Origin of the sequence: Weizmannia sp. FSL K6-0777, assembly GCF_038593185.1 — a bacterium.
Classification (GTDB): Bacteria; Bacillota; Bacilli; order Bacillales; family Bacillaceae_C; genus Weizmannia; species Weizmannia faecalis.
The window spans coordinates 3,064,371-3,080,732 of record NZ_CP151971.1; the positions used below are offsets into that span (position 1 = coordinate 3,064,371).

Annotated in this window: 13 protein-coding genes and 1 pseudogene; 10 read left to right on the forward strand and 4 right to left on the reverse strand. The window is 39.4% G+C overall.

Annotated elements, in window-relative coordinates:
• The first annotated feature begins 234 nt into the window (after window positions 1–234).
• Window positions 235–1,692, forward strand: coding sequence for a PTS transporter subunit IIC (locus NST70_RS14720; protein ID WP_276210595.1), 1,458 nt, complete (start codon window positions 235–237; stop codon window positions 1,690–1,692).
• A 127-nt stretch (window positions 1,693–1,819) separates the two neighbouring features.
• Here the strand turns inward: NST70_RS14720 and NST70_RS14725 are convergent, their stop codons facing one another.
• Window positions 1,820–3,046, reverse strand: coding sequence for an MFS transporter (locus tag NST70_RS14725; protein WP_168985627.1), 1,227 nt, complete (start codon window positions 3,044–3,046; stop codon window positions 1,820–1,822).
• A gap of 636 nt (window positions 3,047–3,682) precedes the next feature.
• Here NST70_RS14725 and NST70_RS14730 point away from each other — a divergent pair.
• From NST70_RS14730 to NST70_RS14745, 4 genes are all read left to right on the forward strand, one after another.
• The gene (locus NST70_RS14730; RefSeq protein WP_168985629.1) at window positions 3,683–4,246 is read left to right on the forward strand and encodes a Uma2 family endonuclease; all 564 of its coding nucleotides are present in this window, start codon (window positions 3,683–3,685) and stop codon (window positions 4,244–4,246) included.
• A 148-nt stretch (window positions 4,247–4,394) separates the two neighbouring features.
• Window positions 4,395–6,224 (forward strand): hypothetical protein, encoded by a 1,830-nt coding sequence (locus tag NST70_RS14735; protein ID WP_237340422.1) that lies wholly within the window; start codon window positions 4,395–4,397, stop codon window positions 6,222–6,224.
• Between the two features lie 18 nt (window positions 6,225–6,242).
• Window positions 6,243–6,614 carry a hypothetical protein gene (locus NST70_RS14740; protein ID WP_168985630.1) on the forward strand — a complete coding sequence of 124 codons (372 nt, stop codon included), beginning with the start codon at window positions 6,243–6,245 and terminating at the stop codon, window positions 6,612–6,614.
• Between the two features lie 437 nt (window positions 6,615–7,051).
• A complete protein-coding gene (locus NST70_RS14745) occupies window positions 7,052–7,252 on the forward strand; it encodes an Imm6 family immunity protein (protein WP_342475405.1) in 201 nt (66 codons plus the stop codon).
• A gap of 25 nt (window positions 7,253–7,277) precedes the next feature.
• Here NST70_RS14745 and NST70_RS14750 read toward each other — a convergent pair whose 3' ends face one another.
• Window positions 7,278–8,513 (reverse strand): IS256 family transposase, encoded by a 1,236-nt coding sequence (locus tag NST70_RS14750; RefSeq protein WP_026684065.1) that lies wholly within the window; start codon window positions 8,511–8,513, stop codon window positions 7,278–7,280.
• Between the two features lie 226 nt (window positions 8,514–8,739).
• Between NST70_RS14750 and NST70_RS14755 the strand changes: the two genes are divergently transcribed.
• The 5 genes and pseudogenes from NST70_RS14755 (at window position 8,740) to NST70_RS14775 (ending at window position 13,498) form a co-directional block, all read left to right on the forward strand.
• Window positions 8,740–9,084: an Imm6 family immunity protein gene (locus NST70_RS14755; protein WP_342475406.1), complete on the forward strand. Its 345-nt coding sequence runs from the start codon at window positions 8,740–8,742 to the stop codon at window positions 9,082–9,084.
• A 225-nt stretch (window positions 9,085–9,309) separates the two neighbouring features.
• Window positions 9,310–9,405, forward strand: a pseudogene (locus NST70_RS14760) (Uma2 family endonuclease); the annotation flags it as partial.
• 139 nt (window positions 9,406–9,544) lie between these two features.
• Window positions 9,545–11,230: an IS1634 family transposase gene (locus tag NST70_RS14765; RefSeq protein WP_340702290.1), complete on the forward strand. Its 1,686-nt coding sequence runs from the start codon at window positions 9,545–9,547 to the stop codon at window positions 11,228–11,230.
• A gap of 487 nt (window positions 11,231–11,717) precedes the next feature.
• Complete coding sequence (locus NST70_RS14770; RefSeq protein ID WP_026684065.1) at window positions 11,718–12,953, forward strand: IS256 family transposase; 1,236 nt, start codon at window positions 11,718–11,720, stop codon at window positions 12,951–12,953.
• Window positions 12,954–13,009: 56 nt separating this feature from the next.
• Window positions 13,010–13,498, forward strand: coding sequence for a T6SS immunity protein Tdi1 domain-containing protein (locus NST70_RS14775; protein ID WP_328228806.1), 489 nt, complete (start codon window positions 13,010–13,012; stop codon window positions 13,496–13,498).
• A 150-nt stretch (window positions 13,499–13,648) separates the two neighbouring features.
• On the opposite strand, the gene NST70_RS14780 is transcribed toward NST70_RS14775, so the two are convergent.
• The gene (locus NST70_RS14780; RefSeq protein WP_328228805.1) at window positions 13,649–15,079 is read right to left on the reverse strand and encodes a HAMP domain-containing sensor histidine kinase; all 1,431 of its coding nucleotides are present in this window, start codon (window positions 15,077–15,079) and stop codon (window positions 13,649–13,651) included.
• Between the two features lie 23 nt (window positions 15,080–15,102).
• Complete coding sequence (locus NST70_RS14785) at window positions 15,103–16,302, reverse strand: beta-ketoacyl synthase N-terminal-like domain-containing protein (RefSeq protein ID WP_168985636.1); 1,200 nt, start codon at window positions 16,300–16,302, stop codon at window positions 15,103–15,105.
• Window positions 16,303–16,362 lie beyond the last annotated feature (60 nt).

The following is a 16,362-nucleotide window of genomic DNA, read 5'->3' on the forward strand; positions in this document are numbered from 1 at the left end:
ATTGTGCCAAGCCTAAACTTTTTGCCTATTCAACGCTGGCTGAAAAGCGAAAGCCGTTCCATTTTCCCGCAAAAAGGCCGCCTTTCAGAAAAGGGATCAAAATGCTTCAGGAAATTTGGATATATTTTCTTTTATGAAAACGGTTGAATTTATTTTGGGAGTTTGCTATATTATAGATAATCTTTTTTGTTTCGTTTACGTAACCGGTTACGAGGCAAAAGTAGGGACACAACCATGATGTTTGTCGATAAATTGAACGAAGGTTTCCGCTTTTTTATTGACTTAGGCGCACCAGCCATGATGTTTTTTATCATTACCATTTTATCTTTGTGTGTAGGCGTATCTATCTCGCGTTCCATTGAAGGCGGGATTCGGATGGCATTGGCGCTCACAGGTATGAGTGCCGTCATCTCATTATTGACAAGTGCGTTCGGCCCGGCCCTTCAAAACTTTGTGAAGGCAACCGGCGTATCGCTTGGCATTACCGACCTAGGATGGGCGCCGCTCGCGGTCATCACCTGGGGATCGATTTACACACTTTATTTTGCTTTTATTTGTCTCATCACAAACTTCATTCTTTTGATTACGAAGACAACCAGCACATTAAATGTCGACCTGTTTAACATTTGGAACATTTCCGTTCTTGGATTGCTCATTTTGCATTACTCCGGAAACAATATGATTGTCACAACTTTGTTTGTCGCATTTGTTTACGCGCTCATGCTGATCAATTCGGATGTCATGAAACCAACTATTAATGAGCTCCTTGATTATGACCAAACCAATATTACAACAACGGCACACCCGTCATTGTTAGTCGCTCCAGTTGCGATGGTGTTTAACAAGGTGATTGACAAATTTCTCCCGTTTATTGATAAGTTTGACTTTAATGCCGAAACCCTCAATAAAAAAATCGGTTTCTGGGGAAGCAAATTTGCGATTGGTGCATACCTCGGGATTTTCATCGGTTTATTGGGGCAGCAATCTCTCAAAGATACTTTTGCGCTTGCTTTTACCGCAGGGGTTTCGCTTGAATTGTTTGCTTTTGTCGGCGGATGGTTTGCCCCGGCGATTGACCCGCTATCAGACGGGATTACCCAAATCATGAGCAAGCGATTGCGTGGAAGAAAACTGTTTATCGCCATTGACTGGCCGATTCTTGCCCCAAGAGCAGAAGTTTGGGCGGTAGCCAACATTCTTGCGCCGATTCTGTTAGTGGAAGCCATGTTTTTACCAGGAAACCACGTCTTGCCGCTTGGAGGGATTTTGCTGACGGTGCTGACGCCGGCACTCTTGATTGTTACCCGTGGAAGAGTGATCCGGATGACCATTATCGGAACGGTGATGATCCCATTGTTCCTTTGGGGGGCAACACTCATTGCCAAATTCTTAACATCAGCATCGATTGCCATGCACAGTTTTCCGGCAGGGCTTTCAAAAGGCGCACTCTTCTCATCTGTTGACTCGGATCCAATTGAGAAAATGCTCGCCATCTTGTTTGGGAAAGCAGCTAATACGCTGGATTTGAAGCTTATTGCTTTTTCCATTCTGGCACTGGCCGGATACATCCTGCTGTTTGCCTGGTACCATAAACAAATGCGGAAAAGAAACGCAGCCATTGACGAGACGATCCAAGCACAATCCGCCCAAAACCAAAGTTCCAGTGTAAAAAAAGTACTCAAAGCTGAATAATGAAAAATACCGCCCTGAAAACTGAAAAAGGTTTTCAGGGTTTTTTAGCTATGGGCGGCTTTTCTTCAATTTCTAAAACGGCAGACAGCCATTTGCACTCTGACAATTTACCGTCTTGTTGCCCCCTCTAGTCAACAGAATCACGATAATCTCTTAATTTTTTCGACATGATCACCGGAATCAGTCCGATGAGTCCAATCACAACTGCTACTAATATTGCCGTCCTTGTTTGAAATATGGTGGAAATAAATCCGCCAATTAAAGCACCAACAGGCACCATTCCTTTTCCTAAAACTCTCCAGATGGCTGCAGCTCTAGCCAACATCTCTTTTCCTACCAATTTTTGTCTCATTGTGAGCACATTAACATTATAAATAGGCGGTGCAAAGCTGATGATCATTTGTCCTAAAATGATGAAGTAAAGAGAAGATGGGCTGGCAATAAAATAAAGAAAAAAGCCTAACGAATATAAAAACAATGACAAGATGACACTTTTGCCGCTGCCAATCTTTTTTGAAAGGTATTTAGATAGAATGGAACCTATTAAGAAGCCTATATTTCCTATACTTAAGACGATTCCAATAAGTGAAGCGTTGAGATGCATCACGCGTGACAAATAATAAACTTGTAGAGATTGAAACAAACCAATGGATAAGACGACGAAAAAGTAGCTCAAAGCAATAGGGGACAGGATTTCATGACGAACCACAAATAAATAGCTTTCTTTAATCTGCCCCCAGTATTTTGTTTGCTTTTTTTCTTGTTTCTCTGCTTGTAATTGATTGGGTAAAAATAGTTGTATTATGCCAGCTGCCAAAAAGCTAAACGCATCGACTAACATAGCAAATGGGACAGTCAGAAGCTGAATAATGGTTCCACCCAGTGAAGGTCCGACTGTTTGGATCGTACCATTCGTGATTTCCAGCCGATAATTCGCTTCCTGTAAATTTTTTCTATCTACTATGAATGGTATTGCAGAAAAGAAAGCAAATCCATTAAAAATGCCTAAACTGCTACTTAAAAAAATACCCCCATAAAAAACAAACAGAGGTAAAGTATGAGTCACTGTAAATAGAAACAACAAAAATAAAACAAAAAAGTTTGCTAAATTGGATACAACCAAAATTCTTTTTTTATTATGTAAATCAGTGTAAACGCCGGCATGAGAACCAAATAATAAATTGGGCAAAAATGTCAGGGCACTAATAATTGATGTCTCCATTGCATTTGTACCATACAAATAGATGCCGACCAAAGGAAATGCGATAATGGACATTTGGTTTCCTATTGAATTAATTGCAGTAGAAGTCCATAAAAGGCCAAAATCTCGATTTATGATTAAATTTTTCAACATTCATTTTCTCACTTTCATAAAGAATTCATGGTTTGTTGACCCATAGCGTTTTTTTATATTTTTTAAGTGATCCTGCCAAATGTTTATAAGCTTCCATTGCCGAATCAAGGGAAGATTTTAAAAATGAATGTTTTTCGTTTCTTAATATATTCAGCATTTAAGATTTCATTGCGATAGGCAATTACATTTTTGTAAAAAATAGCTGCATGGTAAAGACGGTCAAGTTCCCATTGCTTATTTCGTGACGCTCTTTGTTTTCTTCTCCAAGGAATATCTACTTTTAGAGCAGCCTTGCAATTATAATTTAGTTTCCATTTTATCCTCCCCTTTCTTCCGCCCTCCATCATTGTATTTTCAATTGTATCATTTTATGAATAAATTTTAAATATTTTAATTAAAAATTCATATCGTAAATCTCTAATTTTTCGATAGCAATTGAAGTAAGACAGTCAGAAATGAAAATGCAAAATGAGTGAATGTATGGAGCAAGGAATGAAGATATTCGCTAAAATGGGAAGGTCATCGACACATTGGCACCCACAATAGATAGAACCTTGACTTCTTCCACCATGCTGGTAAACAATAAAAGAAAAAGTTCACGGAAAATGGTTGTCCAAAAAGAAAGGAGTCTGGCATATGAGTTTGCCGCATAAACACCCCATTTCTTTGGAGGAATTTTACAAAAGACGCGAACAGCATGAACAAGTTTGTGAATATATAGATGGGATTGTATATATGTCTCCTTCTCCCTCTACTGCTCATCAAAGGATCCAGGGCCGCCTGCACGTCCAACTGTATCATTTGTTGGAAGAGGCAGATTGTGAAGTGTTCCTCTCTCCATATGATATTGAACTAAAAAAAGATGGCATCGAAGGGAAAAAGATTGTTGTTCCTGATTTATCCGTCATTTGCGACAAAAATGGATTGGGGGAAACGCGGTATACCGGGGTTCCAACTTTAATAGTTGAGATTGTCAGCCCCTCTAATCAAGCCCACGATTTAGTCACAAAATTAAATCTGTATATGCAGTACGGGGTAAAAGAATATTGGATTGTGAACCCGATCTTGAAAACGGTCCAATTATATGTATTGAATGATGAAGAAAACTATATTTTAAAAGATGTTGCAAAGGAAGCGGGGTGGGTAAAGTCGCAGCTTTTCCCGGAATTTCAAGTGAACCTCCAAAATTTATTTTCCTGAATTATTTAAAAAGCAGAAAAAACACTGCAAACAAACAAGGGTATTTGGGTAAATTTATAAAATAAGCTAGCCAAAAAAGACGAGGAGTAATTGATCAGTTGCTTGCTCGATAAATCTTGGCTTGACAGTGCTTCATGCAGGTTGAATAATGATTGAGAAAGGTCATTTTTTTAAAATTATAAACACTTTTCAAAGGAGTCTTGCTATAGATGTCAAATATATTCCTTCAGAGTGGGAAAAGTCGGAAGAAGGAATCGGAGAGTTAATCGGGGCAGGACATTTGGGCAAGGGCATGATTGACAATTTAAAGAAAATCAGCGATCTGCTCGAAGAAGCCCAGGCGGATATCGAAAAATACGATGTTGACGGTGTGATCTCTTTTAGTCACACCAGCCACAAAGCTGTTTACAAGGATCTGTTCGAGGATTTCTCCGTGCTCCATCGGTTTGCGGGCAAAGACGACGAGATTGTCGACCGCACCATAGACGAGCCCTTTTACAAAGACATTGACGCGTTTACTGATGCGATGGAAAGCCTCTCCATTCCCGAAATTAAAACGAAAAACCGGATCGGTGCCAAAAAGACGGTCGTCATTCCGGGTGAGTACGGTTCAAACACCATGGACGTCTCTAAAGCCGAAGTCAGCCTAGAAGACCTATTCAACGGCAGTAACGCTTATGCGAAGCAAATGAAAGAGGAATACGACAATTTGAAACTACAAAACCCGGATCAGGGGATTTTCGAAAAAGATTACGAACAGGCTGTCCTGCATTCGCGTGCTTTTCAGTACGACTCGATCCGTGACGCGCAGAAGAAAAAAGAATTTTGGGGCCAGATCGCAAGCCTTGCCGTTATTGTCGGCACCTCCATCATCTGCCCGCCAGCCGGGATCGCCCTTGGCGCGGCTTATGGTGTAGTGGAATTAGGCTCCGCTGTCTCTGGTAAGGATTGGACATCGGGAAGAGAGCTTGAAAACAGTGAAAGAGTATCTCGCGGTGTCTTGGCACCACTCGATATTGTGCCTGGCATAAACGGTATGGCGAAATTTGCAGGCACTTCCCGTGTCGTCAACTATATGGGGGGATTTCAGCAAAGCCGAATTGGTATCGGTATCAACTTTGCGAAGCAGAAACCTGAGCCTATCACCAAATTAGTCAGCAATGCATTGGCACTTGGAAAATCCCGCATTCGCAGCGCGGCAAACCTGGCTAAAGATGCGCCGCAAAAAATGAAGAGGAAGATTACAGATGATATAATTGACGCATCAAGAACAGCGGACTCTGCCTATACTTTTGCCAGAAATATTCCGCCGCGACAGATGGGCCTTGTAGCTGATGGAATCGGGCGTGTACGGGCTCCTGCGGAAAATGGATATGTAATAGAGAACAGTACTAAGGCTATGTTTAGTAAGATTTTAAAGAACCGTACAGAGAGTGGGCTGGTTAAGAAAGGTACAGGCAATGTTCTGCAGACCAGGAAAGTATCCGCAGGGGCAGAAATTATTGCTCAAAGAGTGAGTAAAGCAGAACTTAATTTAACACCAAAGCAGGTACCGTACAAATCTTTAAACAGGGCTCAGCAGAAAATAATAAAAGAAAAAATTGAAAAGCGCACAGTAATAAAAGAAGAATATAAAAGATATCAATGGAATAATAGATTTTTAAAAAGAAGAGTTGCAGGTGTTAACCAATTTTGGAAACAAGAGAAGAAAAGAATTTTATATGGAAAGCCAACAACAAGAGATTGGAATGCAGAACAGAGACAAGAAATTTTAAAAGGAAGAAAACCTCAGTTTGATGGTCAACCAATTATTGGGCACCATACTTATAATGCGATGAATTATCCACATGTATCTAACAGAGGAGAGTTAATCTATCCAGTAACCACTAGAGAGCATTTAAAGGGCTGGCATGGCGGAAATTATAGTAAAAATGCTCCTGGTAGACCAGTTAACCCGAATTTTACAGAGGAATTTTAATAGAAAGGAGCATGATATATGAGCAAAATCGCAATTAAGTTAGCTGCTGATAGCCAACTTAGCAAATATATTATACCATTGAGAAAGTACACAGGATTAGGGATTTCAGAGATAAAAAGTAAAATTGAAAACAACGATTTATTAGCAGCGAGTGATGCAAATAACATTGATGACATGGAGAGTTTAAAAAGCTTAGTTGATATATTAATGAAATTAGGTACTGAGGTAAAAATATTTGACAGTGATAAATATGGCGAGGGAATTTTTGAGTACCAAGAAATTTCTTACGACGAATTCACAAACAATATTGAGCGATTAAAAGAAATTTCGGAAGAATTACAGGATTATGATGATGCTATTTCTGACGAAATTCAACCCCGAAACAATTAATGTTATGAATTAGGGGATGATGGCTTTGATGATGAGTATCCATTAACAGATATCTTAAAAGAGCCATGTGTTCCTGATTATGACAAAAATTACGAGACAGAAGTTTGAAAATTTTTAAAAAAGAAAATAGAGATACGTCATGATATATAAGTTGAAGTAAAATTCCTAACTCAGTATTGGAATGGGTTAAGCAAGTTGCTTCATAACGATTCATCTGTTGGAATCGTTTCGGACACGCATTTAACAGATAAGGACTTCACTCATTTAAGTAAGCCAATACAAGAAAGGTTGACTTAATAATTATATTATAGTTTTTGAAGTTATCCACAATTTCAAAAAAGAAATCCTAACTTATTAATAGATGTCACCTGTGAGACTGAGGTTATCATTCAGAGCAAAAAATGGAATATACGTTGATCAATTAGAGGAGGGTCAGGATGAAAAAATTTGATAACTTAAATATTGATGCAAAAATGGTATATTTATTATTACTTACTGAATTAGTTATTGACAAAACTTCGCAATCTGAAGGCTATGAGATTGCTTTAGAGTCATTGAACAAAGCTTGGGATTGGATTAAATATAAAAATATTGATGCATACAGTCTGTATTTAGGTCAAGTCTTTTTTTGTGTGTAAATTCCTCTCAGTCGGGATAGAGTAATTAACCCGAATAAATGTCTGTCGCTTTGTTGGATTGGTCAGACGATTTCGGTTGTTTGGCTTTCCATTCAAAATAGTCTTCCATCTTCAAATAGCGGCGTCCTTCTGCCCATTTTTCATCCTTTTCCATGAGAACAGAACCCATTAGCCGGATTACGGAATCCCGGTTAGGAAAAATACGGATAACCTGTTCCCGACGGCGAAATTCTTCATTGAGTCGTTCCATGCCGTTTGTCGTTCTCAGGCGACGACGATACGGCTCCGGAAGTGAGAGTGCTGCAGTGACATCGTCAAAGGCTTCCTCTACCATTTCAGTCACTTTAGGCGCTTTATCCTGATAAGTATTCAGAAAGGACTGAAGTAGTGTGTGTGCTGTTTCAATGTCTGGAGCGTGGAGAATGGCTTTCACTTGTTCAGTTCCTTCGCTCTCTAAATGTTTTGGAAGCCGATCGTGTACGTTACGCAGAAAATGAGCTTGACATCTTTGCCACGTTGCTCCCTGAAACGCTTTTTGAACAGCGCTGACTAAACCGCCATGATCATCGCTAACGATTACATCTACGCCCTTTAGTCCACGAGATTTTAGCCAATCAAAATAATTCTTCCAAGCCTCTGTGCTTTCACTGTCATCGACTTTTAGGCCAAGAATCGATCGATAGCCTTTCTCGTTGACACCATAGCTAATCAATACACCCCGGGAACGGACACGGCCATTTTCACGCACCTTTGTATAAATTGCATCCACAAACAGAAACGGATAGCTGCCCTCTAGGGGACGGTTATTCCAGCCCGTAACCACGGGATCCAGCTGCCCACAAAGATTCGACACGGTCGACTTCGAGAAGTCTGAACCACAGAGCTCTTCGGTGATTTGACTGACACGGCGCGTAGAAACACCATTAATCACCATTTCCATCAAAGACAGGACCAGTGCTTGTTCACTACGCTGATAACGCTGAAAGAGATCAGTTGAAAAATGACCGTTGCGCAGCCTGGGAACGTACAAAGAGAGCTTTCCCACGCGGGTTTTTAGTTGGCGGGGGTAGGAGCCGTTTCGGTAATCAATTCTAGCTTCATTACGTTCATATTTTTCGGCTTTCAGCTGTTCGCTGGCCTGTGCCTCCAGAACTTGATTCAAAATCGCCTCCAAAAGGGCATTTATACCCGATTCTTTTGAATCGCCAAGAAATAATTGATGCAAAAGTTGTTCATCTAGAGTAATCTGTAATTGAGCCATCCCTGAATCTCTCCTTTAGAAATTTAGTTTTTTGGTTAACTCTATTCTAACTGAGATGATGGGCTCTGGCTCATTTTCTATAAAAAAATGATAGAGACGGCAAGAGAAATGAAATCCCGCTGTTTTTCTGGAGGGGGCTGGCCAGCCCCCTCCAGAAAAACAGCCCCTATACTCCATATTCCCTCATATTCAGATAACCCTTTTTACACAATTATACGGACTTAACTTGTATTTATACTTGGAAAATATGGATGAAAAAGATATTATGACATATATGGAACTCGAAGAAGATCCTGATCTGGAAACTGCTTGGATATGTATAGGAAATGCCTTAGCTTATATAATAAGGGAAGCATACCTTTATGAAAAAGAGAAATACCTGCCGCAGACAATTGAAAGCGTGGATGATGAAACAGTTGAGAGCTTTATCGCCAATTTCAAAAAAATATACAACCATTGCGATGTAGCAAATCAGTTGCTCGACTACCTTGAACACAACTATCCAAAAAATTCTACTAAAAAAGTAGACATAGATTCGGTTAAAGCATTTATTAAGGATGTCATCCATTAATATAATGCAGCACAGTACTACGTATGCTGTTGAACCAGCAGGATCCACTGCAAAAATTTTAAAGTATAATACCCTTAAATGACCAAGGAATATACAAAAAAACTAGTGATCAAAAAAATAACATGTTTTTTGATCCCTTATTTTGAAATTTTTAATTAAGCAATTATACTTTACTGCATAGCTCTTATCTTCGTAAAGATGAGAGCTATTTGATATTTACATGTTAGCCCCTCTAATCAAGCCCATGATTTAGTCATAAAAATGCAGTACTGGGTAAAAGGATATTGGATTGTGAACCCGATCTTGAAAGCGGTCCAATTGCGGAAAATATGTCGCAGGAGCAAATTAAAACGCATATTCCGCACGTAAATTTTTCCATTTTATGATTTTTTTAAAGGAATTTTCTCCTTCTTTGTAGAATTGAATGATTATCTAATTACGGGAAGATGAGGAAATTTTTATGTCAGATCAAATTTTAACCTTACATGTGGGGCCGTCTCAACTTTTATCTAAACTGTGTGATGAAATAGAACTCGAAAAAACCATTAATGATTTAGTCAAATGGGATTCTGTCCGTTGTCATATCTCACCCGGAACAAGGATTAAAGCCCTTGTCTTAAACATTTTATGCAGTGGCAAGCCCCTTTATAAGGTTCATGAATTCTATCAAAACCTAGATTCTGAGATGCTTTTCGATACATCGGTTTCACCCGATCAATTAAATGATGATGCATTAGGAAGAGCATTAGATTACTTGTATGAAGCCGAAGCATGGAAAGTCTATTCCACCCTTGCATTAAAAGCACTAAAAAAATTGAATCTTCCTATTGGTATACTGCATAACGATACAACCTCAATTTCTGTTTACGGCGAATATAAGCAACCGAAGGAAGATGGACTGCAAATTACGTACGGGTATAGTAAGGCCCATAGGCCTGACTTAAAACAAATCGTTCTGGGGATGGGGGTCACACCTGAACGAATTCCTATCCTTGCAAAAGTAGAAAATGGGAATACTTCGGATAAATCTTGGAATGTGGAATTCATTCAAAAGATGAGAAAAATCCTTTCCCATGAAGATTGGAAAAATCTCATTTATCAAGCCGATTCTGCATTAATCACAACGGAAAATCTAGCGGAAATTCAACAACAAAATTTATCGTTTATTTCCCGTTTACCTGATACATTCGGTTTAAGCACAGAACTAAAGAAAGAGGCATGGTTGCTCAATAACTGGGAAAGGGTAGGCTCACTTAGCAATAAAAAAGACGCAGCTATTTACCAAATTCAAGCTTTTGAAAGACAAATTCAAAACCTTCCTTACCGGTTTCTTGTTGTCCACTCAAACAATTTAGATCAACGAAAAGAGAAAACCCTAAATCGGGCGATCGAAAAGGAAGAAATACAATTAAAAAAAGAGATAGAAAAACTGAGTAAAGTTATCTTTCATTGTAAAGAGGACGCACTAGAAGCAATTCAATCTTTTAAGAAAAAACAAAAGGCTTCATATTTCTGTTATAAACTAAACGTCCAGATGAGTGATCAACCTATCAAACGAAAAAAGAGAGGAAGACCTAAAAAGGACGAACAGACAAAACGAGAACAAATCTATCAGATACAACTGGAATCGTTTGAAAAAGATCATGATTTTATCGAAAATAAGAAAAAAATGCTCAGCACTTTTGTTTTAATCACAAATAAATTAGATGAGGAGACACTATCCAATCAAGAAGTTTTGAGGGTTTATAAAGGACAGTCGGCCGCTGAGACCCGTTTCCGATTAATCAAAGATTCACAAATGATTGATGCCATTTACTTGAAAACCCCAGAAAGGGTTGAGGCCTTAGGTATTGTGTATGTGATGGCTTTATTAATCTATGGAATTTTAGAATATCGAGTTAGAAAAGAACTGAAAGAAAAGAACCTATCTCTAATCTTGAAAGGAAAAAGGAAACTCTATCAACCCACAGGCCAAGCATTGTTAGAGCAATTAGAAGATATTACCGTGATCCTTATAAATCAAAATCAACAAAAAATAAGGCTCTTACCCGATAATATTGATTCACAAGCCAAAAAAATCATTGAATTATGCGGGTATGATGTATCAATATACGTGTCAAAAAATGTCGAAAACAAAGGAGAATAACACACAATAGGAGGAATTCATGAAAAGAATGTCGAATTGAAAAGAATTTTATCGAAAATTCCTCAAAAATAAGAAGATATCATCCCACCAAGCCATTTAAATATAGTTCATTCAAAAATTAGAATGAACTATATTTAAGACGTGCGAAATGTGGGTTAAAAGTACCTATTTGAAAGTAAAGTTGACTTGCTAAGGAGAGTCTTGAATGGAAAATTTATTAAATGATTTTAAATTATATAGTAAGGTTCCAAGTGATTTAAAGTTAAGTCCGTATAATTGTGTAAAAAGGGTTATCTGAATATGAGGGAATATGGAGTATAGGGGCTGTTTTTCTGGAGGGGGCTGGCCAGCCCCCTCCAGAAAAACAGCGGGATTTCATTTCTCTTGCCGTCTCTATCATTTTTTTATAGAAAATGAGCCAGAGCCCATCATCTCAGTTAGAATAGAGTTAACCAAAAAACTAAATTTCTAAAGGAGAGATTCAGGGATGGCTCAATTACAGATTACTCTAGATGAACAACTTTTGCATCAATTATTTCTTGGCGATTCAAAAGAATCGGGTATAAATGCCCTTTTGGAGGCGATTTTGAATCAAGTTCTGGAGGCACAGGCCAGCGAACAGCTGAAAGCCGAAAAATATGAACGTAATGAAGCTAGAATTGATTACCGAAACGGCTCCTACCCCCGCCAACTAAAAACCCGCGTGGGAAAGCTCTCTTTGTACGTTCCCAGGCTGCGCAACGGTCATTTTTCAACTGATCTCTTTCAGCGTTATCAGCGTAGTGAACAAGCACTGGTCCTGTCTTTGATGGAAATGGTGATTAATGGTGTTTCTACGCGCCGTGTCAGTCAAATCACCGAAGAGCTCTGTGGTTCAGACTTCTCGAAGTCGACCGTGTCGAATCTTTGTGGGCAGCTGGATCCCGTGGTTACGGGCTGGAATAACCGTCCCCTAGAGGGCAGCTATCCGTTTCTGTTTGTGGATGCAATTTATACAAAGGTGCGTGAAAATGGCCGTGTCCGTTCCCGGGGTGTATTGATTAGCTATGGTGTCAACGAGAAAGGCTATCGATCGATTCTTGGCCTAAAAGTCGATGACAGTGAAAGCACAGAGGCTTGGAAGAATTATTTTGATTGGCTAAAATCTCGTGGACTAAAGGGCGTAGATGTAATCGTTAGCGATGATCATGGCGGTTTAGTCAGCGCTGTTCAAAAAGCGTTTCAGGGAGCAACGTGGCAAAGATGTCAAGCTCATTTTCTGCGTAACGTACACGATCGGCTTCCAAAACATTTAGAGAGCGAAGGAACTGAACAAGTGAAAGCCATTCTCCACGCTCCAGACATTGAAACAGCACACACACTACTTCAGTCCTTTCTGAATACTTATCAGGATAAAGCGCCTAAAGTGACTGAAATGGTAGAGGAAGCCTTTGACGATGTCACTGCAGCACTCTCACTTCCGGAGCCGTATCGTCGTCGCCTGAGAACGACAAACGGCATGGAACGACTCAATGAAGAATTTCGCCGTCGGGAACAGGTTATCCGTATTTTTCCTAACCGGGATTCCGTAATCCGGCTAATGGGTTCTGTTCTCATGGAAAAGGATGAAAAATGGGCAGAAGGACGCCGCTATTTGAAGATGGAAGACTATTTTGAATGGAAAGCCAAACAACCGAAATCGTCTGACCAATCCAACAAAGCGACAGACATTTATTCGGGTTAATTACTCTATCCCGACTGAGAGGAATTTACACACAAAAAAAGACTTGACCTGATTTAATAGAAAAATACAAGGGAATAGTCCCGAAAGAAATTATTGACTTGTGGCAGAATTACGGATTCGGAACATTTATGCAAGGATATTTTAAAAGTGTTAACCCAGAAGAGTTCCAATATATCTTACAAAAATGTAGCCTAAGATTCACGGACTCACCAGTTTTATTTACAACTGGAATGGGAGACTTGGTAATATGGGCAGATGGTTATGTAAGATTACTTAATTTTAGAGATGGTGTACTAAAAACAGTTATGCCGAATTTTCTATATTTCTTCAAAAGCTTGGATTCATATAGATTTCGAGATGAGTATTTAAAGTGGCAACCTTACCCTGAAGCAATAAATAAATATAACGAATTAGATTATGATGAATGCTTCGGTTATACACCTTTATTAGGTTCAGGTGGACCTGGAAAAGTAGAAAACTTAAAAAAGGTGAAAATAAAGGAACATATTCTTCTAATTACTCAACTAATGGGACCTATTCAATAATACTTTTCAATATAGACGCATCAAGCATGTCGGAATCGTCGGTTAAGGCATTTATTAAGGATGTCATCCATTAATGTAGTACAAGCAAACCAGGCCGGCAAGCTTGGTCGTAATGACGATGAATTTCGATTGCCGGCCCTGATAAAAATGTTAATCCATGTTTAATATTCCGTTTTGCGGAAGTTCGATTTGAAAATGGGTTCCTTCCGTTGAACTTTCAACGATCCGGATATTGCCGAGATGCTCTATAACGATCTTTTTTACATAAGGCAAGCCTAATCCCATTCCTTCAGGTTTCAATGACAAAAAAGGGTTAAAAACACTTTCCCAGTGTTCCCGCCCAATCCCTGTGCCAGTATCTTTAAAATGGATCATAATCATTTCCTGGTCCACTTCAATCCGGATCGCAATCCTTTTGTCCTTTCTATCTTCGGGCATCGCCTCTATGCTATTCTTAATAAGATTGATAAAAACTTGTTTCAAATTTGCTTTATTTACGTACGCATCAAGGGAATGATAACAATTCAGCAGTTCAACTTCGATATGATGTTCTGTTAAAATGGCTTGGGAAAACGCAAGAGACTCCCTGATGATCGATTCCAGATTTTCTTTCTTAAAAGTGGTGGAAGATGACTTCAAATAGGTCTTGTAGTTATCTACTAAGTCATCTAAATGCTCAGAAGTTTTTTCTATCATATTTAAATAAGCTTTATCTTTTTTATCCATACCAGCGCTTGCATTTAACATTTGGGAAAAGCCCTTAATGATTTGATTCGCATTTTTCACTTCATGAATCAGACTTCCGGCTAAGTTGCCGGTGTAGTCCAATTTCATCTGCCTTTCCATTATTTCATAATAGTTTGCCTTTATATTTGCGCCTAATTTTATGAACTCCATGACGATCAAGGTTGAGAAAATGATAACCCCGATACTGCTGGAAATACCACCGGTTCCAGGAGAAAAGTTTAAAAAACCGAATATGTATAAAAGCAGGGAATACAGGCTAAACCTGGCCAGGAATCTTTTGATATTTTGGTTTACCATTCCTTTGGTCATCATGAATATAAGGATTAAAAACAGTAAGAAGCTGCCCATATGTAAAATATATAGCCAGATCAGCGGCCCGTATTCAGGAAATAAAAAGAGGGTATTTGCCCCATTTTTATTCGCCATATACAAGCCTTTTGTACCTAAACTTGTCCAGTTTATAAAATAAATAACCGTACTCCAGAAAATCAAAAAATATAAAACCTTTTTATTGAGTAAAACATTCGATAGTTTGTCCAGCCATTTCCGTCCTGCCAGAAGTGCCGGCTGGCCTTTTATGATAGAAAAAGCAATGTAATAGACAACCGGTATGGAAAAAGTCGTCCCGCCCCGAAGAAATTTGAAAAGAACAAGGATCGTTTCCTTGCTTAATACTTTTCCGAGAAAAAGGACGCCTATATCGAATTGCCAGGCCGTGATCAAAAGCATATAGAATCCCAATATCAGAGACAGCTTTGACTCTTTATAAAGTGATTGCATACTCACGGCCAGGACAATCGGAATGAATCCTATCGTAAAAATCAATACCCCCATAACGATAGTACCTCATCCCCTTTCTAACTCTTGGTGTATTTCTTCATATAGGCACATGCGTTATTGCCGCCAAATCCATGGTTGGTGATGGCCACTTCATGAATCTCCCGATAGAGGGTCTCTGTTACAATATTCATTTCTTCATACCCGCGCCTCGTTGTCCGAATCGTTGGCGGGATAAAGCCATATTGCATGCTTAAAAGCGATGAAATGACTTGCAAAATACCAATGGCGCCAAAAGGGTTCCCATACATGCTTTTGATTGAAGTATAGGGAACTTCATGGTTAAACAACTGTTTGGAACAGTGCTGCTCGATTTGGTCGTTCAGTTCAATGCCAAGTGCCTGGCTGTTGATGTAATCCGGTTTTCTTCCCATTGTGACTTCTTTTAACGCGTTTAACATTTGGTCCCCGGATCCGTCCAATGAAAAAATGTTGATCCCATCATTATTGGAAACGACATCAACGATTTCGCCTTTTATATCCGCTTTTCGTTGAACGGCATCTTCTTCCCTCTCCAGCACGATTGCCCCTGCTGCTTCCGACATTGCAAACCCTTTGCTTCCTTTTTGAAACGGCACAGCGCCTTCTTCAAGCGTTTGGTTAAGCGGTATCGTTTTTGTTTTGGCAAACGCATAAGTTGTCGCATTGCATATCGGGCTGTCCGTTCCGCCGACAATGGCCGCATCCACTTTTCCGCTTTTCAAGTAAAGGATTGCATCTTCTACTGCTTCCAAACTGGAAGTGCAACCTGTTGTAATCGTTTTTTCGACGCCCCTGGCCCCAATATAATGGCCAATGGCAGCCGTAATACTATGGTAATTCGCATAGTGGGAGAATATGAGCGATACTTTTCGATACAGTTCATGATTAGCGTAGTGAATGGAATCCTGGTACAGTTTCTCTCCCGTAGCACCAAGGGATAGTCCGAAAAACAAGCCTACTTTTTTATACCGGACATCCAGCCTGGAAGACGCGATTGCTTCTTTCACTGCAGCGGTCCCCATTTTTGTTACTTTTGGGAGGCGCTTTAGTTTATCATCTGCTTCTATTTGTTTCAATTCTTCATCCTGGATAAGCCCGGCAATGGTTGATTCTCCTTTTGGCCCCATGCCCTCCGCCACTTGTAATGTGCAAACGCCGTTTTTCAAATTAAACAAATACTGATCAATGTTCCTCGTATTTGGCGCAAATATCCCGTATCCGGTACATACTATTTTCATAACGGCCCCACCTATCGAGTATTTACTTGTCTATTATAGCAAAAACACGCCCATTTTGAT

Bases quoted from the DNA above. Each gene is read 5' to 3' on its own strand.
- NST70_RS14730 (WP_168985629.1), top strand. From the start codon at position 3,683: ATGAGTTTGCCGCATAAACACCCCATTTCTTTGGAGGAATTTTACAAA.
- NST70_RS14765 (WP_340702290.1), top strand. From the start codon at position 9,545: ATGTCAGATCAAATTTTAACCTTACATGTGGGGCCGTCTCAACTTTTA.
- NST70_RS14780 (WP_328228805.1), bottom strand. From the start codon at position 15,079: ATGGGGGTATTGATTTTTACGATAGGATTCATTCCGATTGTCCTGGCC.
- NST70_RS14750 (WP_026684065.1), bottom strand. From the start codon at position 8,513: ATGGCTCAATTACAGATTACTCTAGATGAACAACTTTTGCATCAATTA.
- NST70_RS14725 (WP_168985627.1), bottom strand. From the start codon at position 3,046: ATGTTGAAAAATTTAATCATAAATCGAGATTTTGGCCTTTTATGGACT.
- NST70_RS14785 (WP_168985636.1), bottom strand. From the start codon at position 16,302: ATGAAAATAGTATGTACCGGATACGGGATATTTGCGCCAAATACGAGG.
- NST70_RS14735 (WP_237340422.1), top strand. From the start codon at position 4,395: ATGATTGAGAAAGGTCATTTTTTTAAAATTATAAACACTTTTCAAAGG.
- NST70_RS14745 (WP_342475405.1), top strand. From the start codon at position 7,052: ATGAAAAAATTTGATAACTTAAATATTGATGCAAAAATGGTATATTTA.
- NST70_RS14720 (WP_276210595.1), top strand. From the start codon at position 235: ATGATGTTTGTCGATAAATTGAACGAAGGTTTCCGCTTTTTTATTGAC.
- NST70_RS14770 (WP_026684065.1), top strand. From the start codon at position 11,718: ATGGCTCAATTACAGATTACTCTAGATGAACAACTTTTGCATCAATTA.
- NST70_RS14740 (WP_168985630.1), top strand. From the start codon at position 6,243: ATGAGCAAAATCGCAATTAAGTTAGCTGCTGATAGCCAACTTAGCAAA.